This window comes from Vibrio sp. Hep-1b-8 (assembly GCF_006124995.1).
In the GTDB taxonomy this organism is placed as follows: Bacteria; Pseudomonadota; Gammaproteobacteria; order Enterobacterales; family Vibrionaceae; genus Vibrio.
Map to the genome: position 1 here is coordinate 42,123 of NZ_QEWN01000114.1, position 24,341 is coordinate 66,463.

General features: G+C 44.1%; 20 protein-coding genes and 1 pseudogene. 16 read left to right on the forward strand and 5 right to left on the reverse strand.

What is annotated here, in order from left to right; genetic code table 11:
• Positions 1–111: 111 nt before the first annotated feature.
• From DA100_RS14905 to dnaA, 5 genes are all read right to left on the reverse strand, one after another.
• Positions 112–546, reverse strand: a complete 435-nt coding sequence (locus DA100_RS14905; protein WP_138972855.1) for an Hsp20 family protein — start codon at positions 544–546, stop codon at positions 112–114.
• A 347-nt stretch (positions 547–893) separates the two neighbouring features.
• Positions 894–3,311: a DNA topoisomerase (ATP-hydrolyzing) subunit B gene (gene gyrB, locus DA100_RS14910; RefSeq protein WP_138972856.1), complete on the reverse strand. Its 2,418-nt coding sequence runs from the start codon at positions 3,309–3,311 to the stop codon at positions 894–896.
• A gap of 13 nt (positions 3,312–3,324) precedes the next feature.
• A complete protein-coding gene (gene recF, locus DA100_RS14915; protein WP_138972857.1) occupies positions 3,325–4,407 on the reverse strand; it encodes a DNA replication/repair protein RecF in 1,083 nt (360 codons plus the stop codon).
• A gap of 1 nt (position 4,408) precedes the next feature.
• Positions 4,409–5,509, reverse strand: coding sequence for a DNA polymerase III subunit beta (gene dnaN, locus DA100_RS14920; RefSeq protein WP_138972858.1), 1,101 nt, complete (start codon positions 5,507–5,509; stop codon positions 4,409–4,411).
• A 53-nt stretch (positions 5,510–5,562) separates the two neighbouring features.
• The gene (gene dnaA / locus DA100_RS14925) at positions 5,563–6,969 is read right to left on the reverse strand and encodes a chromosomal replication initiator protein DnaA (RefSeq protein ID WP_138972859.1); all 1,407 of its coding nucleotides are present in this window, start codon (positions 6,967–6,969) and stop codon (positions 5,563–5,565) included.
• A gap of 408 nt (positions 6,970–7,377) precedes the next feature.
• Here dnaA and DA100_RS14930 point away from each other — a divergent pair, with 408 nt between their 5' ends.
• From DA100_RS14930 to mioC, 16 genes and pseudogenes are all read left to right on the forward strand, one after another.
• Entirely contained in the window at positions 7,378–8,124 is a 747-nt protein-coding gene (locus DA100_RS14930) for an amino acid ABC transporter substrate-binding protein (protein ID WP_138972860.1), read from the forward strand.
• 116 nt (positions 8,125–8,240) lie between these two features.
• Positions 8,241–8,912, forward strand: a complete 672-nt coding sequence (locus DA100_RS14935; protein WP_138972861.1) for an amino acid ABC transporter permease — start codon at positions 8,241–8,243, stop codon at positions 8,910–8,912.
• Positions 8,909–9,646, forward strand: a complete 738-nt coding sequence (locus DA100_RS14940; protein ID WP_138972862.1) for an amino acid ABC transporter ATP-binding protein — start codon at positions 8,909–8,911, stop codon at positions 9,644–9,646. Before DA100_RS14935 ends, DA100_RS14940 begins: the two co-directional genes overlap by 4 nt.
• 230 nt (positions 9,647–9,876) lie before the next feature.
• Positions 9,877–10,011: a 50S ribosomal protein L34 gene (rpmH, locus tag DA100_RS14945; protein ID WP_005378825.1), complete on the forward strand. Its 135-nt coding sequence runs from the start codon at positions 9,877–9,879 to the stop codon at positions 10,009–10,011.
• Between the two features lie 46 nt (positions 10,012–10,057).
• A complete protein-coding gene (gene rnpA, locus DA100_RS14950) occupies positions 10,058–10,381 on the forward strand; it encodes a ribonuclease P protein component (RefSeq protein WP_239928257.1) in 324 nt (107 codons plus the stop codon).
• Positions 10,348–10,605: a membrane protein insertion efficiency factor YidD gene (gene yidD / locus DA100_RS14955; protein ID WP_138972864.1), complete on the forward strand. Its 258-nt coding sequence runs from the start codon at positions 10,348–10,350 to the stop codon at positions 10,603–10,605. Before rnpA ends, yidD begins: the two co-directional genes overlap by 34 nt.
• A 2-nt stretch (positions 10,606–10,607) precedes the next feature.
• Positions 10,608–12,227, forward strand: coding sequence for a membrane protein insertase YidC (gene yidC, locus DA100_RS14960; protein WP_138972865.1), 1,620 nt, complete (start codon positions 10,608–10,610; stop codon positions 12,225–12,227).
• A 119-nt stretch (positions 12,228–12,346) separates the two neighbouring features.
• Entirely contained in the window at positions 12,347–13,708 is a 1,362-nt protein-coding gene (gene mnmE / locus DA100_RS14965) for a tRNA uridine-5-carboxymethylaminomethyl(34) synthesis GTPase MnmE (protein ID WP_138972866.1), read from the forward strand.
• Between the two features lie 171 nt (positions 13,709–13,879).
• Positions 13,880–14,411, forward strand: a pseudogene (locus tag DA100_RS14970) (phage integrase SAM-like domain-containing protein); the annotation flags it as partial.
• 388 nt (positions 14,412–14,799) lie between these two features.
• Positions 14,800–15,012 carry a helix-turn-helix transcriptional regulator gene (locus tag DA100_RS14975; RefSeq protein ID WP_000588506.1) on the forward strand — a complete coding sequence of 71 codons (213 nt, stop codon included), beginning with the start codon at positions 14,800–14,802 and terminating at the stop codon, positions 15,010–15,012.
• 21 nt (positions 15,013–15,033) lie between these two features.
• Positions 15,034–18,159 (forward strand): type I restriction endonuclease, encoded by a 3,126-nt coding sequence (locus DA100_RS14980; RefSeq protein ID WP_138972867.1) that lies wholly within the window; start codon positions 15,034–15,036, stop codon positions 18,157–18,159.
• A 28-nt stretch (positions 18,160–18,187) separates the two neighbouring features.
• Complete coding sequence (locus DA100_RS14985) at positions 18,188–19,819, forward strand: class I SAM-dependent DNA methyltransferase (RefSeq protein ID WP_138972868.1); 1,632 nt, start codon at positions 18,188–18,190, stop codon at positions 19,817–19,819.
• Entirely contained in the window at positions 19,812–21,155 is a 1,344-nt protein-coding gene (locus tag DA100_RS14990; protein ID WP_138972869.1) for a restriction endonuclease subunit S, read from the forward strand. The genes DA100_RS14985 and DA100_RS14990 overlap by 8 nt, the downstream gene beginning before the upstream one ends.
• Positions 21,148–21,354 carry a hypothetical protein gene (locus tag DA100_RS14995; protein WP_031858028.1) on the forward strand — a complete coding sequence of 69 codons (207 nt, stop codon included), beginning with the start codon at positions 21,148–21,150 and terminating at the stop codon, positions 21,352–21,354. Before DA100_RS14990 ends, DA100_RS14995 begins: the two co-directional genes overlap by 8 nt.
• 177 nt (positions 21,355–21,531) lie before the next feature.
• A complete protein-coding gene (gene rhuM, locus DA100_RS15000; RefSeq protein ID WP_138972870.1) occupies positions 21,532–22,566 on the forward strand; it encodes a RhuM family protein in 1,035 nt (344 codons plus the stop codon).
• A 942-nt stretch (positions 22,567–23,508) separates the two neighbouring features.
• Positions 23,509–23,943 (forward strand): FMN-binding protein MioC, encoded by a 435-nt coding sequence (mioC, locus tag DA100_RS15005; RefSeq protein WP_138972871.1) that lies wholly within the window; start codon positions 23,509–23,511, stop codon positions 23,941–23,943.
• Positions 23,944–24,341 lie beyond the last annotated feature (398 nt).

Consider the following 24,341-nt stretch of genomic DNA (forward strand, 5'->3'; position numbering starts at 1 on the left):
CATACATATCCTATAACGCTAGATACAAAAAAGAGCACCGCCTTTTTCAAGGTAAGGGTGCTCTTTCACTCTTCTTCCCGGATATACTCAGCTAGTTAAAGCTGATGGCATTTAGCCCTCAATCAAATTCTTGCCATTAATCGCAATTTTACGTGGTTGCATCGCTTCTGGGATTTCGCGCTCTAGGTCAATATGTAGTAGACCGTTTTCCATGCTTGCACCCACCACTTTTACGTAGTCTGCTAGCTGGAATTTACGTTCGAAATCACGCTCTGCGATACCTTGGTATACGTAGGTCTTTTCAGCTTCTGTTTTACGCTCACCCTTCACGATCAACATATTTTCTTTTTGAGTCAGATCGAGTTGGTCTTCAGCAAAGCCAGCAACTGCCATCGTAATACGGTAGTTGTTCTCGTCTTTTTGCTCGATGTTGTACGGAGGGTAACCGCCAGAAGTGTTCTTCGAGGTATTTGCTTCCATCATGTTGAATAGACGATCGAAGCCAATTGCGTTGCGGTAAAGTGGGGTGAAATCTACAGTTCTCATAATGCTATCCTTTTAGTAAGCAATAGTCTTAGTCGTGAGTTTGCGCGGATCTACCTTGTATAGATCGTTGCCGACTAAGGGATTTATCCTCTACTCCTCGGGCTCTGTTAGCGCTGGGACGTAGTAATAAATCGATTCAATTGTGTGCCTCTAAGGTTATCCTCTCTTGAGCGATACCTTATCAGCGAGTCCAGAGGTTCTGTTTCTTCTCTTTTGAGCAAGACAGCCTCCCTCTTCAACAATAGATATGTGGTTGGGGTAAATTAGTTTCAAGGGATAAAAGTAAAAAAGCGCAAATCTTTCGACCTGCGCTTTTTCTAGAGACTCGCTGCTAGTCACTAGGAACTTTATACATCCAAGTTTGCTACTTTTAACGCATTCTCTTCAATGAAGTTACGACGAGGTTCAACTTGGTCACCCATTAGCGTTGTGAACAGCTGATCAGCACCGACTGCATCTTCAATGGTTACTTGCATCATACGGCGCGTTTCTGGGTCCATAGTGGTTTCCCAAAGCTGATCTGGGTTCATCTCACCTAGACCTTTGTAGCGCTGTAGGCTTAGACCACGACGTGACTCTTTAATTAACCACTCTAGTGCATCAACAAAGCTTGATACTGGTTGAGTACGCTCACCACGTTTAATGTAAGCGCCTTCTTCAATCAGACCTTCTAATGCTTCAGACAGGCTTGCTAGCTTGCCGTACTCTTTCGAGTTGATTAGGTCAATGCTCAGTGCATGCTCATGAGTCACACCGTGAGTACGAACGACAATCTTAGGTAGGCTTAAACCTAGCTCAGCGTGTTGTTCTACTTCGAAGCTGTATTGGCTTGCACCCACTTCTTTAGCATTTAATTGCTCAACAAGCTGCTTAGTCCAAGCTTCTACTGCTGCTGCATCATGACACTGCTCTGCCGTTAGACGTGGCGTGTAGATTAGCTCATGAATCAGTGCACGTGGGTAACGGCGGCTCATACGATCCACTAGCTTGATACCCGCATTGTATTGCTGAACTAGCTTCTCTAGAGCTTCACCTGATAGCGCTGGCGCTTCTGGGTTTACATGTAGAGAAGCATTGTCTAGAGCAAGAGCCACTTGGTACTGGTTCATTGCATCTTCATCTTTGATGTACTGCTCTTGTTTACCTTTCTTCACTTTGTAAAGTGGTGGCTGAGCAATGTACACGTAGCCACGCTCAATAAGCTCTGGCATTTGACGGTAGAAGAAGGTCAATAGTAGCGTACGGATGTGCGAACCATCGACGTCGGCATCGGTCATGATGATGATGTTGTGGTAACGCAGCTTGTCTGGGTTGTACTCGTCACGACCGATACCACAACCAAGTGCTGTGATAAGCGTTGCGACTTCTTGAGAAGACAGCATTTTGTCGAAACGTGCTTTTTCAACGTTAAGAATCTTACCTTTTAGCGGTAGGATTGCTTGATTCTTACGGTTACGGCCTTGTTTTGCGGAGCCGCCTGCCGAGTCACCCTCCACTATGTAGAGTTCAGACAGCGCTGGATCTTTTTCCTGACAGTCTGCCAGTTTACCAGGTAGACCCGCTAGGTCTAACGCACCTTTACGACGAGTCATTTCACGAGCTTTACGCGCTGCTTCACGAGCACGTGCTGCGTCGATAATCTTAGAACAAACCATCTTCGCTTCTGTCGGGTTCTCAACTAGGAACTCAGACAGTTTCTCACCCATTGCCGATTCAACTGCAGATTTCACTTCTGATGAAACCAGCTTGTCTTTGGTTTGGCTTGAGAACTTAGGATCTGGCACTTTCACCGAAACAACCGCAGTTAGACCTTCACGCGCATCATCACCGGATGTCGCTGTCTTCGCTTTCTTCGAGAAGCCTTCTTTGTCCATGAACGAGTTCAGGGTACGTGTTAGAGCTGCACGGAAGCCCGCTAAGTGCGTACCACCATCACGTTGAGGGATGTTGTTAGTAAAACAGTAGATGTTCTCTTGGAAACCATCGTTCCACTGCATCGCAACTTCAACAGCAATGCCATCTTCACGTTCGAAGTCGAAGTGGAAGATCTTGTCAATGATTGGGGTTTTGTTGGTGTTAAGATGCTCAACGAATGCTTGGATACCACCTTCAAACATGAAGTGGTCACTCTTATCTTCTTCTCGCTCGTCGATCAATTTAATCGAGACACCTGAGTTTAGGAAAGACAGTTCACGTAGACGCTTAGCAAGAATATCGTAGTGGAATTCCGTGTTAGTAAAAGTCTCTGCACTCGGCCAGAAACGGATTTGAGTACCCGTTTTATCAGTATCGCCAACCACAGCTAATGGCGCTTGAGGCTCACCGTGATGGTAAGTTTGAGTGTGGATATGACCACCGCGGTGGATAGTTAGCGTAACTTTTTCTGATAGTGCGTTTACTACCGAAACACCTACACCGTGTAGACCACCCGATACCTTGTATGAGTTGTCATCGAACTTACCACCAGCGTGAAGTACCGTCATGATAACTTCAGCCGCAGAGACTTTCTCTTCTGGGTGCAATTCTGTCGGAATACCACGACCATCATCGCTTACAGAAACTGAGTTATCCTCATGAATTGTCACAATGATGTCTTTACAGTGACCTGCTAACGCTTCATCAATTGAGTTATCCACCACCTCGAAAACCATGTGGTGCAGACCGGTGCCATCATCCGTGTCGCCGATGTACATACCAGGACGCTTACGAACCGCATCCAGACCCTTTAGTACCTTAATACTCGATGAATCGTAATTTTCAGACATGAGTTTTCTTCCGCTATTTATTTTGCTCTATTGTGCCATGTTCCACATGGAACATCCTGCCATTTTCGTCTTGCATATCTGCAATTTGACTGTCAGTAATAGAGCTTACAAAAACTTGAGCCCCCGTCGCTTTCAAGCAATCCGCTAGGCGCTTACGACGTTGGCTATCTAATTCAGATGCAAAGTCATCAATTAAGTAGATACATTGCTTGCCAGTCATTTCAGTAAGATGTTGTCCCTGAGCCACACGCAATGCACAAACCATTAACTTTAACTGACCACGTGACAGTACATCCTCAACAGGTGTGCCATTCACTTTAATGCGCAAATCCGCTTTATTAGGACCACTAAATGTGTACCCTAATGCTTGATCACGCTCGAAATTTTTTTCCAGTATATCTTGGTATGGCGTCTCTTTATCCCATCCACGATAATACTTCAGTTGAATCTCAAATTCGGGTAAGAATGTCTGACAAATTTCTTCAGCCTTTACCCTCATTTGCTCGACATATGTCGCACGCCACTGGCTAATATTCTCAGCCAAACGAGCCATTTCTTGATCCCAGTAACTCAGTTCTCGATAACTGGTTGCTGTTTTTAATAACGCATTTCTTTGCTTGTTGAGACGCTTGAAACGACCCCATGCATCATAAAATGCAGACTCGGTATGAAACACACCCCAGTCAATAAATGCACGGCGATGTTTAGGACCATCGGTCAGCAAATCAAACCCTTCAGGGTGGATCAACTGCAGAGGTAATACTTGTGCCAGTTGTGCCAACTTTTGTCCAGACTGACCGCCTATTCTAACCTCTGTTGAGCCATCACGCTGCTTATTAATGCCAATTGGTAGCTCAAATTGATCCGAGTTCAAAAAACGCCCATGAACAAACAGCTCATTGCAGTCATTTTGAATCACTCTGCCTGTCAGAGAACTCTTAAAAGAGCGACCATGCCCAAGCAGGTAGATGGCCTCAAGAATGCTAGTTTTGCCACTTCCATTGGGCCCAATAAGAAAGTTAAAGCCTGCTGATAGTTCAATATCACAGGCTTTAATGTTTCGAAATTGCTGAATAATAAGACGTGAAAGCGGCATGCTAGAGTCGAATTGGCATTACCACGTACATAGCACTGTCATCATCGGCATTTTCAATCAACGCACTGGCGTTGGCATCCGACATTGACACTCGTACTTTCTCACAACGAATTGTATTAAGCACATCGAGAACGTAGCTCACGTTAAAACCAATCTCGATAGGCTCACCTTCAAAACTGACATCTAACATCTCTTCAGCTTCTTCTTGTTCTGGGTTGTTCGCGGTAATACGCATTTCCGCATCAGCAAGATTCACTCGAACACCACGGAATTTTTCGTTCGATAGAATAGCAGCACGAGAGAAAGCTTGACGTAGCTCATCGCAACCTGCTTCAAGTGTTTTGGTCGTACTCTGTGGCATTACGCGTCGGTAATCAGGGAAACGACCATCAACGAGCTTCGAAGTAAATACGTAGTTATTCACCTCTGCACGAACATTAGAGCTACCGATCTGCAAAACAACAGGCTGCTCTGGTGCATCGAGTAATTTAACCAGCTCCAGTACACCTTTACGCGGTACTATAATCTGTTTTTGTGCAAAATCAGCACTTAGCTGAACTTGTGATACCGCCATACGATGGCCATCCGTCGCAACACTGCGTAAGGTGGTACCATCGATTTCAAACAACATACCATTGAGGTAGTAACGCACATCTTGGTTTGCCATAGAAAACTGCGTTTTTTCCACTAAACCACGCAACTCAGCTTGAGTCAGTGATACCTCAACTTCACTTTGCCAATCTTCAATATTTGGAAAATCATTCGCAGGAAGTGTGGATAGCGAAAAACGGCTACGCCCAGAACGAACCTGAACACGATCACCTTCCAACACAAAAGTAATCACCGAGTCATCAGGAAGACCACGGCAGATATCGAGGAACTTACGAGAAGGAACGGTAATGCTGCCAGCTTCGAATTCACCTTCCAATGTCACACGGCTAATCAGCTCAACTTCAAGATCCGTCGCCGTCATCGATAGCACGTTATCTTCTACCTTTAACAGTAGGTTGCCCAAAATAGGCAATGTTGGTCGACCACCTAACGCACCTGAGACTTGTTGAAGAGGTTTAAGCAGGTGGCTACGCTCAATGGAAAATTTCATAGGATGCTCTTATCCGAATTCGTTGGTTATTTCGTTGCTAAGGATACTGCGAATTAAGAAGAAAGGGTACGAATCAAATTCGAGTAATCTTCTTTAATATCGTGGCTCTCTTCACGCAGTTGCTCAATCTTACGACATGCATGAAGTACAGTCGTATGATCACGACCGCCAAATGCATCACCAATTTCTGGCAAACTGTGGTTAGTCAGCTCTTTCGCAAGAGCCATAGCAAGTTGGCGCGGGCGCGCAACAGAACGAGAACGGCGCTTAGATAACAGATCCGCGACTTTAATCTTGTAGTATTCAGCTACCGTTTTTTGAATATTATCAATGGTAACTAACTTCTCTTGTAACGCTAGCAAATCTCTAAGCGCTTCACGAACAAAGTCGATAGTAATTGGACGACCGGTAAAGTTGGCGTTTGCAATAACGCGATTCAATGCCCCTTCCAGCTCACGAACATTAGAACGTAAACGCTTAGCAATAAAGAAAGCAACCTCGTCAGCGAGGTGAATCTGGTGATCTTCCGCTTTTTTCATCAAGATCGCGACGCGAGTTTCTAGCTCAGGTGGTTCGATCGCAACCGTTAGACCCCAACCAAAACGCGATTTAAGACGATCTTCTACACCACTGATCTCTTTCGGATAGCGGTCAGATGTCAAAATTATCTGTTGGTTACCTTCCAGTAAGGCATTGAAGGTATGGAAAAATTCTTCTTGTGAGCGCTCTTTATTGGCAAAGAACTGAATGTCATCGATAAGAAGTGCATCGACACTGCGGTAATAGCGCTTGAACTCTTCAATCGCGTTATTTTGTAGCGCCTTAACCATATCTTGAACAAAACGCTCAGAGTGCATGTAAACGACTTTTGCATTGGGCTTGTTATCAACAATCGCGTTGCCTACCGCATGCAATAAGTGTGTTTTACCTAAACCTGTACCACCATATAAAAATAGCGGATTGTACGCTGAGCCAGGATTATCAGACACCTGACGCGCCGCCGCTAAACCTAACTGGTTTGATTTACCTTCAACAAAGTTGGTGAACTTATGTTTTGGGTTAACGTTTGAGCGATGGTTGATGTCAGCAATCGCTTGAGCGTCATCATCCCAAGTTTTATGAACAGGTTTACGTGCTTGAAGTTGCGCAGGAGCAGAGGATTCTGCCGCCACATCCGCAGGTGTACGTTTCGGTGCAGGGGTCGGCGCTGCCACACGACGGCTACCTACCTCAAAACGTAGGCTTGGTACGTCGTTACCACAGTATTCCTGCAACAGACGATTAATGTTGTTTAGATATTTGTCACGTACCCAGTCCAATACGAAACGGTTTGGGGCAAATAAAGTGAGCGTATTGTCATTGAGCTCCGCTTGTAACGGACGAACCCACATGCTGAATTCAGTTGCTGGTAGCTCTTCTTGAAGCTGTTGCAAACATTGCAACCAAAGCGAAGATGACACGGTGCCCCCACTCGAAGTAATTGATCTGAAAAGATTGGCAATTTTACCTGTTGATAACCAAGATCGCCAGCAAATGATCGACGATCCAGTGAATAAGATCCAAGTTATTCACAATATTTTCGACATTATTCGATGGATCCTCACAACCTGCCCCATTTTTACTCACACATTGATCCACATATCTCCAATATTGGCTTGATCTTTGGGTTGGTGATAAGTCTGTGAATTAAGCGTTTTCTCTTCGCTTGATTTCATGCTGATTTGTGTCTTTATTCACCAATAATTTCCACCACTGATGGAAAAACAGACAGCTTATTACTCTAGTTTCTAGTTTATTTCTCTTGGTTATTTATCTATTCATCTAAACTAACAGTAGTATTTATCCCCATAATCATGTGGAGTTGTAAAATGAAAAACTGGATTAAGGCTGCCGTTGCAGCTATCGCGCTTTCTGCGGCTACTGTACAAGCTGCTACTGAAGTAAAAGTTGGCATGTCGGGTCGTTACTTCCCGTTTACCTTTGTTCAGCAAGATAAGTTACAAGGCTTTGAAGTCGATCTATGGGATGAAATCGGCAAACGCAACGACTACAACGTAGAATATGTGACAGCTAACTTTTCTGGTCTATTTGGTCTGCTAGAGACGGGGCGCATTGATACTATCTCTAACCAAATCACTATGACTGATGCACGTAAAGCAAAATACCTTTTTGCTGACCCATACGTGGTAGACGGTGCTCAAATCACCATTCGCAAAGGTAACGATAGCATTAAAGGTATCGAAGACCTTGCGGGTAAAACAGTAGCAGTAAACCTTGGTTCAAACTTTGAGCAATTGCTGCGTGCTTACGATAAAGATGGCAAGATCAACATCAAAACTTACGATACAGGTATCGAACACGATGTTGCTTTAGGTCGCGCTGATGCGTTTATCATGGATCGCTTGTCAGCACTTGAACTGATCAAGAAAACAGGCCTGCCGCTAGAACTTGCTGGCCAACCATTCGAAACCATTCAAAACGCTTGGCCATTCGTTAATAACGAAAAGGGTGAAAAGCTTCAAGCTGAAGTAAACCAAGCGCTTGCAGCAATGCGTGCTGACGGTACTCTAGAGAAAATCTCTCAAAAATGGTTCGGCGCTGACATTACTCAGTAAGCCTGTATACTCTCTATCTCATCTGAGATAGGACACCTTAACCCACTGCCTCCCTTCATTTGCAGTGGGTTTTGCTTTTCTAATGCCGTCATTTATTTAATCAATGGGACACGTTTATGGGATTCGATTTTAATTACATGCTGGATCTGATGCCGATACTGCTTAAGTATTTAGGCACAACCATGGAAATGGCGACATGGGGACTGGTATTTTCACTGTTCCTTGCCGTGATTCTGGCCAATATTCGCGTGTTTCGCATCCCGGTTCTCGATCAACTGAGCCAGCTTTATATTAGCTTCTTCCGCGGTACGCCTCTATTGGTGCAGTTGTTTCTGCTCTACTACGGATTACCTCAAGTCTTCCCATGGTTAGTTGGGTTAGATGCATTTAGTGCAGCGGTCATCGGCTTAACTTTACACTTCGCTGCATATATGGCCGAAAGCATTCGAGCAGCCATCATTGGTATCGATCGCAGTCAGATGGAAGCTAGCTTGTCAGTCGGCATGACGACGACTCAAGCGATGCGCCGTATCATCCTACCGCAAGCGACACGCGTAGCACTACCATCACTAATGAACTACTTCATCGATATGATTAAATCAACCTCGCTTGCTTTTACCTTAGGTGTGGCTGAAATCATGGCTAAGGCGCAAATGGAAGCCTCATCGAGTTTCCGATTTTTTGAAGCCTTCTTGGCGGTAGCGCTAATCTACTGGGGTGTCGTGGTTATCCTGACTCGCATTCAAATCTGGGCTGAAGCTAAATTGAATAAGGCATACGTAAGATGATCAAATTAGAGAACATCCATAAAAGCTTTGGTGATACACAAGTATTAAAAGGCATTGATATTGAGATCAACCGGGGTGAGATCATTGTCATTATCGGCTCGAGTGGCACAGGAAAATCGACGCTTTTGCGCACTGTAAACTTTTTAGAGAATGCGGACAAAGGCATCATTACCATCGATGATGTCAGCGTCAACGCTGAAAAACACTCTAAATCAGAAGTATTGGCTCTACGACGTAAAACAGGCTTCGTATTCCAAAACTATGCCCTATTCGCGCATATGACAGCGAGACAGAACATTGCTGAAGGCTTAGTTACCGTGCGCGGTTGGAAGAAGAGTGATGCACTACAGCGCGCTCAGCAGATTCTCGATGATATCGGCCTAGGCGATAAAGGCGATAGTTATCCAGCTGCGCTTTCAGGGGGCCAACAACAGCGTGTGGGTATTGGTCGAGCTATGGCACTTCAACCAGAGCTGCTGCTATTTGATGAACCAACATCAGCACTTGATCCCGAATGGGTTGGCGAAGTTCTTAATTTAATGAAGGACTTAGCGACAAAACACCAGACTATGCTGGTGGTGACACACGAAATGCAATTTGCTAGAGAGGTCGCTGATAGAGTGATCTTTATGGCGGAAGGAACAATTGTTGAGCAAGGTTCTCCACAGGATATTTTCACTAATCCACAAGATCCTCGTTTGCAAAAGTTCCTACGACAGGTAGGCGCTGAGTAAAGATCATCAACAAGGATCGATCGATCCTTGAGATTTTGCTCACACTACGTATAATCGCTCGGCCGGAATTTAGCACTCGCACAGAGATTGACACTTTGTGTGACTGTGATTACAATTCCGCCTCTTTGTTGAGAGGCGTCGGTTAGTCCTCTTTATATATAAAGAAGACGTTAAGCGCCCACGCCGGGTTAACATTGACCTAAAACTACTGATCAGTAAAGGTAATTATCATGAAACGCACTTTTCAACCTACAGTTCTAAAGCGCAAGCGTACTCACGGTTTCCGTGCTCGCATGGCAACTAAGAACGGTCGTAAAGTAATTAATGCACGTCGTGCTAAAGGCCGTGCGCGCCTATCAAAATAATCATTAGTTTATTTTGAATACGTACACGTTCAATCGGGAGTTACGTTTGTTAACTCCCGAGCATTATCAAAATGTCTTTCAGCAAGCTCATCGAGCTGGCTCACCTCATTTCACCATCATTGCTCGTAAAAATAGCCTATCTCATCCTCGACTAGGTTTAGCCGTTCCCAAGAAACAGATCAAAACCGCAGTAGGTCGTAACCGTTTTAAGCGCCTTGCTCGTGAAAGCTTTCGTAACAATCAACATCAACTTGCTAACAAAGATTTTGTTGTTATTGCCAAGAAAAGCGCGCAAGATTTGAGCAATGAAGAAATATTCAAACTATTTGATAAGTTATGGCAGCGTCTGTCTCGCCCTTCACGTGGTTAGCGATCGGATTTGTCCGTCTCTATCAAGGCCTAATTAGTCCGCTTATTGGACCGCGTTGTCGTTTTACTCCAACCTGTTCTACTTATGCCATTGAAGCGTTGAAAGCTCACGGTTTTGTAAAAGGGTGTTGGTTATCAAGCAAACGTCTATTAAAATGCCATCCTTTGAATGAAGGGGGGTATGACCCCGTTCCACCAGTCCAAAAACAAGACAGAGATAAATAACGATGGATTCTCAACGTAATATCCTGTTAATCGCGCTAGCACTGGTTTCTTTCTTATTGTTCCAGCAATGGCAAGTTGCAAAGAATCCAACGCCTCAGCCGGTTGAGCAGGCTCAATCAAGCAGTACTCTACCTGCACCATCTTTTGCGGACGAGCTAGATCCAGCTCCAGCGCAGCAAGCTTCTGCTAAAATGATTACCGTGACAACTGATGTATTGACTCTGTCGATTGATACGGTTGGTGGTGATGTTATTCAGGCAGACCTTAACCAATACTCAAACGAGTTGGATTCATCGGATCCATTCGTACTGCTTAAAAACGAGCCAGGACACCAGTTCATTGCTCAGAGTGGTCTAGTTGGTCCTCAAGGTATCGACCTTAGCAGCACTAACCGCCCTCTATATGCAGTAAACGGTGATAGCTTCGCTCTAACTGATGGCCAGGACGAACTACGCGTTCCAATGACATTTACTGCCAATGGCCTTGAGTACACGAAGACATTCATTGTTAAACGTGGCAGCTACGCTGTTGACGTTGAATACGATATCGTCAACAAGTCAGGCAACAATGCGACATTCGGTATGTACGCTCACCTACGTCAAAATCTACTTGACGCTGGTGGCAGCATCACAATGCCAACATACCGTGGTGGTGCGTACTCAACAGAAGATACTCGTTACAAGAAGTACAGCTTCGAAGATATGCAAGATCGCAACCTGTCTCTCAACCTAGTTGACGGCCAAGGTTGGGCTGCCATGATTCAACACTACTTCGCATCAGCATGGATTCCACGCAATGAGCCAGGTACTAACCTTTACACACGTGTAATCGGTAATCTTGGTGACATCGGTGTTCGCATGCCGAATAAGACCATTGCAGATGGTGACAGTGCTAACCTTAAAGCAACACTTTGGGTTGGTCCTAAACTTCAAGACCAGATGGCTGAAGTTGCACCAAATCTAGATCTAGTAGTGGATTACGGTTGGCTATGGTTTATTGCTAAACCACTACACTCATTACTTTCATTTATCCAAAGCTTTGTTGGTAACTGGGGTGTCGCAATCATCTGTTTGACGTTTATTGTTCGTGGTGCGATGTATCCACTAACTAAAGCACAATACACGTCTATGGCGAAAATGCGTATGCTTCAGCCTAAGCTGCAAGCAATGCGTGAACGCATCGGTGATGACCGTCAGCGTATGAGCCAAGAGATGATGGAACTGTATAAGAAAGAGAAAGTGAACCCACTTGGTGGCTGTTTACCTCTTATTCTACAAATGCCAATCTTCATTGCACTGTACTGGGCGCTAATGGAATCTGTAGAGCTACGTCATTCACCATTCTTTGGTTGGATCACAGACCTTTCAGCCCAAGACCCGTACTACATCTTGCCACTGCTGATGGGGGCATCTATGTTCATGATTCAGAAGATGAGCCCAACCACAGTAACGGATCCGATGCAGCAGAAGATCATGACCTTCATGCCGGTTATGTTTACCTTCTTCTTCCTGTTCTTCCCATCAGGTTTGGTTCTTTACTGGTTAGTATCGAACGTAGTAACGCTGATTCAACAGTCGCTTATCTACAAAGCACTGGAGAAAAAAGGCTTACACTCTAAGTAACCTTTAAGCGGAATTAACTGTGAAAGGCGACCTAAAGGTCGCCTTTTTTATTTGAGCTGATTACAATTCAGCTAAACATGATTTGCCACTATCGGCATACAAATAAGACAGGCACATTTATGACAACTGATACCATTGTTGCTCAAGCAACCGCCCCTGGTCGTGGTGGCGTCGGCATTATTCGAGTATCCGGCCCATTGGCATCAAAGGTTGCGCTGGAAATTACCGGCAAAGAACTTCGTCCTAGATACGCGGAATACCTGCCATTTACCGCCGAAGATGGTAGCCAACTTGATCAAGGTATTGCGCTGTTTTTCCCAAATCCCCACTCGTTTACCGGAGAAGATGTATTAGAACTTCAAGGGCATGGTGGGCCAGTCGTTATGGATATGCTGATCAAACGTATCCTAAAAATATCAGGGATACGAACAGCACGTCCTGGTGAGTTCTCTGAACGCGCCTTTCTCAACGATAAGCTAGACCTAGCACAAGCAGAAGCCATCGCTGACCTTATTGATGCAAGTTCAGAAGAAGCAGCAAAATCAGCGTTACAGTCGCTTCAAGGCGCATTCTCGTCACGAATCAACACATTAGTCGAATCTTTGATTCACTTGCGTATCTATGTTGAGGCTGCAATTGACTTCCCAGAAGAAGAGATAGACTTCTTAGCTGATGGCAAAGTTGCTGCCGACTTACAAACGATTATCGACAATCTTGCTGCGGTCCGTAAAGAAGCCAATCAAGGTGCGATCATGCGCGAAGGGATGAAAGTTGTCATTGCAGGCCGACCAAATGCGGGGAAATCAAGCTTACTCAATGCACTCTCAGGTAAAGAATCTGCCATCGTAACGGACATTGCCGGTACGACGCGTGACGTGCTTCGAGAGCACATTCATATCGATGGTATGCCTCTTCATATCATCGATACAGCAGGTCTACGTGACGCATCTGATGAGGTAGAGAAAATCGGTATTGAACGAGCATGGGAAGAGATTAGTCAAGCTGATCGCGTACTGTTTATGGTGGATGGTACGACAACCGATGCCACCGATCCGATCGAAATCTGGCCAGATTTTGTCGATCGTTTACCAAACAATATTGGTATGACGGTGATCCGCAATAAAGCCGATCAAACGGGTGAGGAACTGGGTATATGTCATGTCAATGATCCTACTCTTATTCGTCTATCAGCCAAAACAGGAGCGGGGGTTGAATCTCTGCGCACACACCTCAAAGAGTGTATGGGCTTTGCTGGTGGGCATGAGGGAGGCTTTATGGCTCGACGTCGCCACCTAGAAGCACTAGACAGAGCCGCTGAACACTTGGACATAGGCCAGCAGCAACTAGAGGGTTACATGGCCGGAGAAATCTTAGCTGAAGAGCTACGCATCACCCAGCAGCATCTCAGTGAGATCACTGGCGAGTTTAGTTCTGATGACCTACTCGGTCGTATTTTCTCTTCTTTCTGTATCGGGAAGTAAAGTGGGCAAATAACGGAAAATAACAGCAAGCAACGGTAGATAACACACTGATTTTATTAGATCGTCATTTGCCGTTTGTTTCCATCTATTGCCGTTAATTGCCAAATCTAGTCCCCAGTTGGCCCCCAATGACATGATAAGTGCCGTATTGGGGACCAATTGGGGGCTAAAATGAAAATTTCCATTGAAAAACGAACACTTAAAGCAGATGGAACGCGCACATTGCGTCTCATTTATGACCACGGTTATACCATTAAATCAAACGGATCTCGTCAGCGAAAACGTGAACACGAAGTGCTAGATCTGTTTGTCTATGAAAAACCTAAAACACCCACCCAGCGCCAACACAACAAAGAACACATGCTTCTCGCCGAAACCATTAGGAGTAAACGACTGGTTGAGTGGCAATCCCAAAAGCATGGTTTTGAGGATCGAACCAAGCGCTCAGCTAGCTTCATTGATTACTTTCAACGGCAAATTGATATCAAAGAACAAACCACCTCAACCTCCAACCATTCGATCTGGCTTTCAGCTCGTAAACACCTGCGGTTCTACTGCGGAAAACATGATCTTAGTTTTGATGAGCTGGATAAAGACTGGTTAGACGGGTTTTTAGTATTACCTAACCAATGAAGCGAAAACCAAAAGTGATACCGCGTTATCTCGCAACACACAAAGCTCCTACTTCAATAAAGTTCGAGCGGTGAGCAACGCAAAGGCGCGCGGTGCTCAGGCCCATTTTGGGCAGTTTCGCGTGAAAAGAAGCCAGTCGAATTCATGATTTAGAATTACAGAAGCAGATAATGAGGCGGTAATGGGATTAGGCGTTGCTTCAGCGTTATTCACCAAACCACAAAGCGCTATGCGTTAAGTAACCCGCTAATGCGTTAAGTTGCTTACCATAACGCATAGTGATTAGATCCTCACTTTCACTTGTGAAAGTGTGTTTTCAGCAATCCCTCCCTATAGACAAGCAACACCAGCTATATCTCCTCTCGAATAATTTCATTTCAACTCTAATTTTTAACCATTGGCTGGCATTTCTGTTATAGTTGCACCTACGTTCAGAATGCCTGCATGGATAGGAACACATGATCAAATGCCACCTCGCCCGTTTGATGGGAGAGCGCAAATTAAGAATAGCGGATGTCATTCGTGAAACGGGTTTAAGCCGCAACACAGTGACACTTCTGTATAAAGAAACAGCACAAAAAGTGGACTTAGAAGCCATCGACAAACTGTGCGTGCTATTTAATTGTCAAGTTGGTGAGCTCTTAGAACAGTCACCAGAGAATGATCAATAAAAACAATAACGAAGGACTGATATGAGCTTCACAGAAGATTCAAGAGTAAAAATACCAACGATCCTACATCTCATGCGTTTGGGTTATGAGTACTTATCCCTAAAAGGAACACACTGGGACAAGGATACAAATATCTTCCCGGAATTATTCTCCTCAGCGGTCAGCCGTATCAATCCCGACATCACATCTGATGACGTTGCCCGTTTGCTCGAAGAAGTGAAACTCTCTCTGGATAACCAAGACTTAGGCCGAGCTTTTTTCAATAAGTTGAATGCTCGATCTGGCACTAAGCTTATCGATTTCGAGAACTTTTCCAACAACAGCTTCCATGTCGTTACTGAGCTAACCTACAAAAACGGAGACGATGAATTTCGTCCTGACATTATCTTGTTAATCAACGGCATGCCGCTGGTGTTTATTGAGGTGAAAAAGCCTAACAACCGAGACGGTATCATCGCGGAAAGAGAACGCATCAATAAACGTTTTCAAAACCCGAAATTCAAGCGCTTTGCTAACATCACTCAGTTCATGATTTTTTCCAATAACATGGACTACGTCGATGGTGATCCAGAGCCAGTACAAGGTGCGTTTTACGCGAGCAGTTCATATGACAAGCCAGTGTTTAACTACTTTCGTGAAGAAGAAGTGTTAGATCTCACTGCGCTTTTAAAACCACTAACTGATGAGCAAGAGCTGTCAGTACTCAAAGACAACAACTTAGAAGTGATCCGCAGCAACCCGGAGTTTTTGAGCAACAAAGAGCCCAGCCGCCCAACCAACCGAATCTGTACCTCTTTACTCAGCAAAGAGCGTTTGTCCTTTGTTCTACGCTATGCATTGGTCTACGTATCAGAGAGTGATGGCCTGCAAAAACACATCATGCGCTACCCACAGATGTTTGCGACCAAAGCTATTGAGCGAAAGCTAAACGAAGGGGTTCGTAAAGGGATTATTTGGCATACCCAAGGAAGTGGTAAAACTGCGTTAACCTATTACAACGTTGGGTTTTTAACGGACTACTTCCAAAAACGAGAAATCATTCCAAAGTTCTATTTTATCGTCGATAGACTAGACTTGCTGCAACAAGCACAGCGAGAGTTCACTGCACGCGGCTTGATTGTTCATACCATAAACTCCCGTGAAGCGTTCACGCGTGACATCAAAGCCACACAAGTGATTCACAACCACTCAGGCAAAGCCGAAATAACCGTCGTCAACATTCAGAAGTTTAAAGATGACCCCGACGTTATTTCAACGCAAGACTATAACGTCACCATCCAACGTGTTTACTTCCTGGATGAAGTTCATCGCAGTTATAACCCGAAAGGTAGCTTTCTAGCCAACCTGACTCAGTCTGATAGCAACGCTATCAAGATAGGCTTAACGGGTACGCCATTACTGGGTGAAGACTATAACTCACGAGTTCTTTTTGGCGATTACATTCACAAGTATTACTACAATGCTTCCATTGCCGACGGCTATACACTGCGCTTAATTCGTGAAGAGATCGCGACCAATTACAAAATGACGCTTCAGCAAGCGCTGGAAGAAGCTGAAGTAAAAATGGGCGATGTAGACCGCAAAGAAATATACGCACATCAAAGTTTTGTTGAGCCAATGCTGGACTACATCATTAGCGACTTCGAAAAGAGTCGCGGCACGCTAAATGACGCAACTATAGGCGGTATGATCATTTGCGATAGCTCAGACCAAGCAAAGAAAATGTTTGAGCTGTTTAATGCTGTGTACGCCTCAAAGCCCCTGTTCAGCAGTGACAGCGCGGAACTTCAGCAAGCAACATCGATAGCAGAACCGATCCCAACTTACGTTCAAACGGCGAGCATGGAGCCAGCCAAGCAAGCCCACAAAGTGAGCAATGCTGCGCTGATTTTGCATGATGTCGGCACAAAACAAGAACGCAAAGATTGGGTTGAAGATTTCAAAGCAGGAAAAATCGACTTACTGTTTGTTTACAACATGCTACTCACAGGCTTCGATGCTAAACGCTTGAAGAAACTCTACCTTGGCCGCGTGATCCGCAAACATAACTTGCTACAAGCACTGACACGCGTCAACCGCACATACAAAGACTTCCGTTATGGCTATGTGGTTGATTTCGCAGACATCCGCAAAGAGTTTGACGCAACTAACAAAGCTTACTTTGACGAATTACAGTCAGAGTTGGGCGACGAAATCGAAAGCTACTCCAAGCTATTCAAATCACAGGAAGAGATCAAACAAGAGATAGAACACATTAAAGATGTGTTGTTCCGCTTTGATATCGACAACATGGAGACCTTCTGTGATCAAATCAGCCAGATACAAGACAGAGAAACTGTCTTAGCGCTTAAAAATGCCCTAGCTGATGCACGAAGCCTGTATAACCTTATTCGCCTGCAAGGTGAGTACGACTTCCTTGATGAACTGGACTTTGCCAAGCTAAACGTGCTTTACCGCGAAACCAGCAATCATTTGGACTTACTCAACCTCAAGCAAGATCTTGAACAAGGCACAGACACCACACACCTGCTGCACCGAGCCTTAGAAGATGTCATCTTCAAGTTTGTTAAGGTCGGTGAAGAAGAGCTGGTTTTGGCTGACCAGTTAAAGAATACACTGCGCCAAACACGCGAAGCACTGGCAAGTAACTTTGACCAACAAGACCCGAAATTCATCAACCTGAAAGATGAACTAGAGCGATTGTTTAAGAAAAAGAATCTCAGTGAAGTCACACAAGATGAAATGGTCGCCAACATCGATGCGCTCAACAAAATTCACCAACGAGTGAAAGAGTTGAACCGACAGAACAACCAATTGCGTCAGAAGTACCTAGGTGACGCCAAGTATGCGCGTTTACACAAGCGTTTATACGAACGCCAACAAGAACGACGCGACATTACAGACTCTGAAAGAAAGATTTTTGAGGCCCTGCTCGGAGTCAAAGAAGACGCAGATAGCCAAGTACTCGACAACACCTCCGTTCTCGATAACGAAAGCTATTTTGAACGGCATCTGCTACCAAAGGTTCATAACCGCTTTATCAAACAACAGAGCATTCCCTTGAATGCGGAAGCAGTTCGTTATGTAAACCACCTTGTCGTCGCAGAATATCTAAAAGAATTTAATACAGGTAGCCAATCCTGGTAAGAACACCAACTAAGGCAGTACACAAACCATGGTCGAACTAGAATTTAGAGAAAAAACAAAAACCCTTATCGATAGCCTGAAAAGCATCTGTGCAACCAATGGCTTAGGCAACAGTACCGGGGAGTTTGAGATCATCACTCAGGTCTTTTTGTACAAATTCCTGAACGATAAGTTCGCCTATGAAGCAAAAAAAATAGACGAAAAAATCGCCAGCGCGGAAAAATGGGAAGAAGCGCTGATTGAAATGAGTGAAGAAGATCTCGAGATGCTCCAGATCCAGATGGGTGCTGACACTGCTCGTCTCAAACCACATCATTTCATCAGTCACTTGTTCAACCAACAGGACAAGCCTGGGTTTGCTCAGCTGTTTGATGATACCTTGATGGACATCGCCATCAGCAATAACGATGTATTTGCAGTAATGACGGACACAGGCGAGAAAGTACAACTGTTTACCCGCATCAGTGAAAATGTGACCGTTTCCAAGCGTGATGCTTTCTGTAAAGCGATCATCAACAAACTGATTGATTTTAGTTTTGAGCGTATCTTTAATCAGAAGTTTGATTTCTACGCCACCATTTTTGAATACCTGATCAAAGACTACAACAGCAACTCTGGCGGTAAATACGCCGAGTACTACACCCCTCATGCAGTAGCACGCATTATGGCCGCAATTTTGGTGCCTGAAGACCAGCAAGGTACGGTGCGCAATGTTAGCTGTTATGACCCATCAGCGGGCTCTGGGACCCTCCTTATGAACGTCGCCCATGCCATCGGTGAAACGCGTTGTAGCATCTACACCCAGGATATTTCGAAGAAGTCATCAAACCTACTGCGTTTGAACCTGATTTTGAACAACTTAGTGCATTCAATCCCTAACGTGATTGAAGGTGACACTCTTCGTCATCCTCACCACAAGGAAAATGGCGGGCTTCGCAAGTTTGATTACATTGTATCTAACCCACCATTTAAACTAGATTTTAGTGGTTATAGAAATGAATTAGATAGTAAAGAGAATAAAAATCGCTTCTTTGCAGGCATTCCTACTATTCCTAAAAAGAAAGTGGAATCAATGGCGATCTATCAACTATTTCTTCAGCACATTATCTATTCTCTGAAACCTGGAGGAAAAGCTGCTGTTGTACTACCTACTGGATTTATTACAGCCCAATCAGGCATTGATAAAAAGATCCGACAGTACTTGGTGGATAACAAAATGCTGGCGGGTGTGGTCTCCATGCCATCCAATATCTTCGCGACCACAGGTACCAACGTATCGATTCTGTTTATTGATGACAGTAACAAAGACAAAGTGGTGCTGGTTGATGCATCAAACCTGGGGCAAAAGGTCAAAGAAGGTAAGAATCAAAAGACGGTTCTGACACCAGAAGAAGAACAGCAAATCATTGACACATTTAACAACAAATGGACTGAAGAAGATTTATCGGTGGCAGTGAGCTACGACGATATTAAAAAAAGAAATTACAGCCTAAGTGCAGGGCAATACTTTGATGTAAAAGTTGAATATGTCGATATAACACCTGAGCAATTTTTTGAAAAGATGCAAAGCTTTAACAGAAGTTTGGATAGTCTATTTGGTCAGTCTCACGATCTTGAAAATGAGATTAAAAGGCAGTTAGCGGGATTGAAATATGAATAACCTAAAAAAGCATCGATTCTGTGATTTGTACACTATGTCTTCCGGCATTTCTTCTACTAAGGAGCAAGCTGGACATGGCAGTCCATTTTTATCATTTTCTACAGTATTCAATAACTACTTTGTGCCAGATGAACTGACTGATTTAATGTCAACGTCTGAAAAGGAAAAAGAAACTTACTCTATCAAAAAAGGAGATATTTTTCTGACCCGTACTAGTGAAGTTATTGACGAACTTGCTATGAGTTGCGTAGCAACAAAAGATTATCCAAATGCATCTTATAGTGGATTTTTGAAGCGCCTTCGCCCAACGCAAACTGATATAACCTACTCAAAATTTATGGCGTTTTATCTCAGAAGCCCAATGTTCAGAAAAACAATGACTAATAATGCAGTCATGACTCTACGAGCAAGCTTGAATGAGGCTATTTTTTCATATTTAGACTTACTTCTACCTGCGTTTGATGAGCAAGTTAAAGCTGGAGATTTACTTTATCTATTGAATGATAAAGTAAATCTAAACAACTGTATCATCGCCGAATTAGACGCGATGGCAAAAACGCTTTATGACTACTGGTTCGTGCAGTTTGATTTCCCAGATGCCAATGGAAAACCTTATAAATCTTCTGGCGGAAAGATGGTTTATGACCCTGTTTTGAAGCAGGAAATTCCAGCTGACTGGCACGTTAATGCAATATCTGATTGGATTCGTTCAGATAAAGCTGGTGATTGGGGAAAAGAAACCAAGCAAGGTAACTACACACTTCAGGTTGATTGTATAAGAGGTGCAGATATTAACGGCATTAATGGTAAAGGAAATGTCGATGCGCCTAACCGATTTATACTTAAAAAGAATGATCACAAGATTCTTGCTCCATTTGACTTTGTTATCGAAATCTCAGGTGGTAGCCCCACTCAATCTACTGGTCGAATGGCTTTTATTACAGAACATGTTTTAGAAAGATTTGACTATCCTCTGATCTGTTCCAACTTCTGCAAAGCAATAGACCTTATAGATAAGAGCTATTTCTATAACTTCGCATACCAGTGGCAAAGCCTGTACGAAAATGGTGTTTTGTTTGGTTGGGAAGGGAAAACTAGTGGTATTAAGAATCTGTTATTCGACTCATTCGTCAGTAATTACAACGTAGTGATGCCTCCTAAAGATCTAGCTGAGAAGTTTTTCCAGTTTGTTTCTCCTTTGCAAGAACAAAGGCAGAAAAAACTTAAAGAGAATGCAGAGTTAGCAGGCCTGAGAGATTGGCTTCTACCAATGCTAATGAACGGCCAAGTAACCGTTAAACCAATAACTGAAGCACAGGAGGCTCAGCATGGCTAAAGATCTCACTGAGTCTTTGCATGACAGACAAAACATTTTAAATAACCGTTACGCCTTGCAAAAAGCAGAGCAACACTTGGCATTAGGTGGTGTTCAGTTTAATGGTGAAGCGGTGTTCACTAAGCAACAAGTCATGGAATTGTTTGAAATCAGTGAACGTACAATTGAGCGCTATTTATCCAGCCATGAAATGAATTAAAAACATTTAAAATTCATAGCATTACACCATGGTGCCGACATTGATGACGGTACCATAATCAGCGTTTGATGTCGGCGCTCCAACAGGATAGTGAGCAGCAATACACCATGATCGGCTCTGTAATCATCATGGTTTAAAGATGATAAAACTCATCAATAACGCAATAAGGTTAATTGAATGACAGATAACATCCCCCAAGCTCCGCATGGTGAATTTGTCCTGTTTACCAGTGGAGATGGCAAAACTCGCGTAGAGTGCCGCTTTGAGTCAGATACCTTGTGGCTTTCTCAAGCTGCAATGGCAGATCTTTACCAAGTGAGCTCACAGGCCATCACTCAGCATATCAAGGCTGTCTATTCTGAAGGGGAGCTTGAGCAAAATTCAACTTGTAAGGATTACTTACAAGTTCAATTAGAGGGTGGTCGAGAAGTCAAACGCAATATTCGACACTACAGTCTCCCGGTAATTCTTGCGGTAGGGTACCGAGTTCGCTCGACGCGTGGTACACAGTTTCGCCAATGGGCCACGCGATTGTTACAAGAGTATTTGATCAAAGGCTTCGTGATGGATGACGAGCGTTTGAAGAACCCGCCCGTTGGTCACTCTGCGGTGCCAGATTACTTTGATGAAATGCTGGAACGCATTCGCGACATTCGAGCCAGTGAGCGTCGTGTTTATCTGCGAGTCAAAGAAATCTTTACCATGGCAGCTGATTACGAGCCATCCAACCAAGAAACTAATCGCTTCTTTCAAACCATTCAGAACAAGCTGCATTATGCCTGTACACACATGACGGCCGCTGAGCTTATTGCTAGTCGTGTGGATGCCAGTAAGCCAGATATGGGGCTAACCAGCTATAAAGGCGATGAAGTGCGTAAGACCGATGTCACCATCGCCAAAAACTATCTGCGTGAAGACGAAATCAAAGAGCTCAATCGCATCGTCAATATGTGGTTGGACTTTGCCGAAGACCAGGCGTTACGCCGCAAACAAGTGTTCTTGCAAGACTGGGCCGATAAGCTTGATCAGTTTTTAAGTTTTAATGATAGAGATGTGTTGAGCGGAGCAGGAAAAATCACTAAGAAAGACGCAGATGATAAGGCGAAATTGGAGTTTGACCGCTTTGCCCAGCAACGCCGCCGTTTAAAAGAATCCGAAGGCGCACTTGCTAATATTGCAGCTCTCAAGGCAATACTCAAAAAAGACAAATAGCGTGACTAACTCAGTTGAACCAGCCATGGCACCGACATTGATGTCGGTACCATCGTTCTCGGGTCTGTTATTTATCTCGCCAAAACACCATCTAAAAGCCACTTTGAGATTTCAACTTGCTGCCTCATACAACTGGCGTATCGAAAAGCAACCCAAAAGCGCTCTTGCTCACAGCCCACCGCGTGCTGCTCCATGGGCTTTCACATGTGAAAGTACATCAGCCCTCATGCACTACAAACAGGCAAAATCCCACAATAATCTAGAAATTTACCGTCACAATCCCATCAAAAGAAATAATCGACACTCAGGTCCCACAATGATTGGACTATAAATTCCTACATCCCCGCCAAAACAATAAAGCAACGAAAATAATCCTTAGCTACGTCCCACAAGGATAGGTATCTGGAGAGCACAGGGATAGGTCCCAGGAGAGGAATCGCTGTCATGACTACCAATCAGCGGTGGGACACGAGGAAAATTACGCACCCCAAAAGGGCAATTACAGATGCGTAAGTAACCGTACGTTTGCGCTACCTTGAGCAAAACAAGCAAGGAGCCACCATGACTGTACTAAATGAACATTCCGCCGCCTATCAATGATCTGAGTAGGTGATGATCACGCTCCCCCCTACAGGGAAGATTCACTTTGGTAAGGAAACGATCACCGCACCTTCCCCGCTAGAGAGTGGAAAACCTCTCTTGTTTGTCGTTACTGAAGAGAAAGATCGCGAAAGCTGATCCGTTTTCCCACCATTCCCACTTTTCCCATCCTGATCTATGATGGAAGTCATCTTGGGAAGTTAGTATTTGACCATAAATTGCAATTTGGTCCCCAAGACGTCGCGCGAGGCCAGTTATTATGGGAAACTTCTTTCTGTATCGGTAAATAACATCAAGCGCGGCTCCACCAGCCGCGTTTTTCGTCATTAAAAAGGAACATTCATGATCCATATTATTACAGGCAGCACGCTAGGTGGCGCAGAATACGTAGGTGACCACCTCAGTGATATCTTAGTTGAGAATGGCTTCGAGACTCAGGTCCATAACCAACCTGAGCTATCTGAGATAGAGAATCAAGGTACTTGGCTGATTATCACGTCGACTCATGGTGCGGGTGAATATCCAGATAATATCCGTCCATTTATTCAAGCGCTACAAGATACCCCACCTAAAATGAGTGAAGTGAAGTTTGCGACAATCGCGATTGGGGACTCAAGTTATGACACCTTCTGTGCCGCAGGTTTGCATGCCCACCAACTTCTTGAAGACATAGGCGCAACGGCTATTACTGATTGTTTAACCATCGATGTACTCAGTCATGATGTGCCTGAAGATGCAGCAGAAGAATGGCTGAATGAGCTAATTCCGCAACTGTAATCGCTAACAAAGTGGCCATTCTCAAGGCCACTTTTCCTATCTACTACTGCTTTGTGAATAACTTTTCTTACTTCCCCGTGTACTGTTTGCTCATATTTTAGCCGCTCAGGCTGTGGATAAAGTTAGATCTATCCGGTGATTAACCTATAGTTATCCCAATAACAACTCTGATCCTTTTTTACCCCTGTGAATAACCATCATTTTTGATCCCAGCTAATCCTCGATCTGATCAAGGTAAGATCACATGATATGATCCAAAAAAGATCCATGATCTTGTTGATCATTTTTGAGTTATCCACAGAAGAGGCCGATCTTAATAATAGATCTAATAAAAGATCATATATATAGATCTTATATATATAAGTGATTTGCTCCTTTGTATGAAAAGAGTCAAAAGC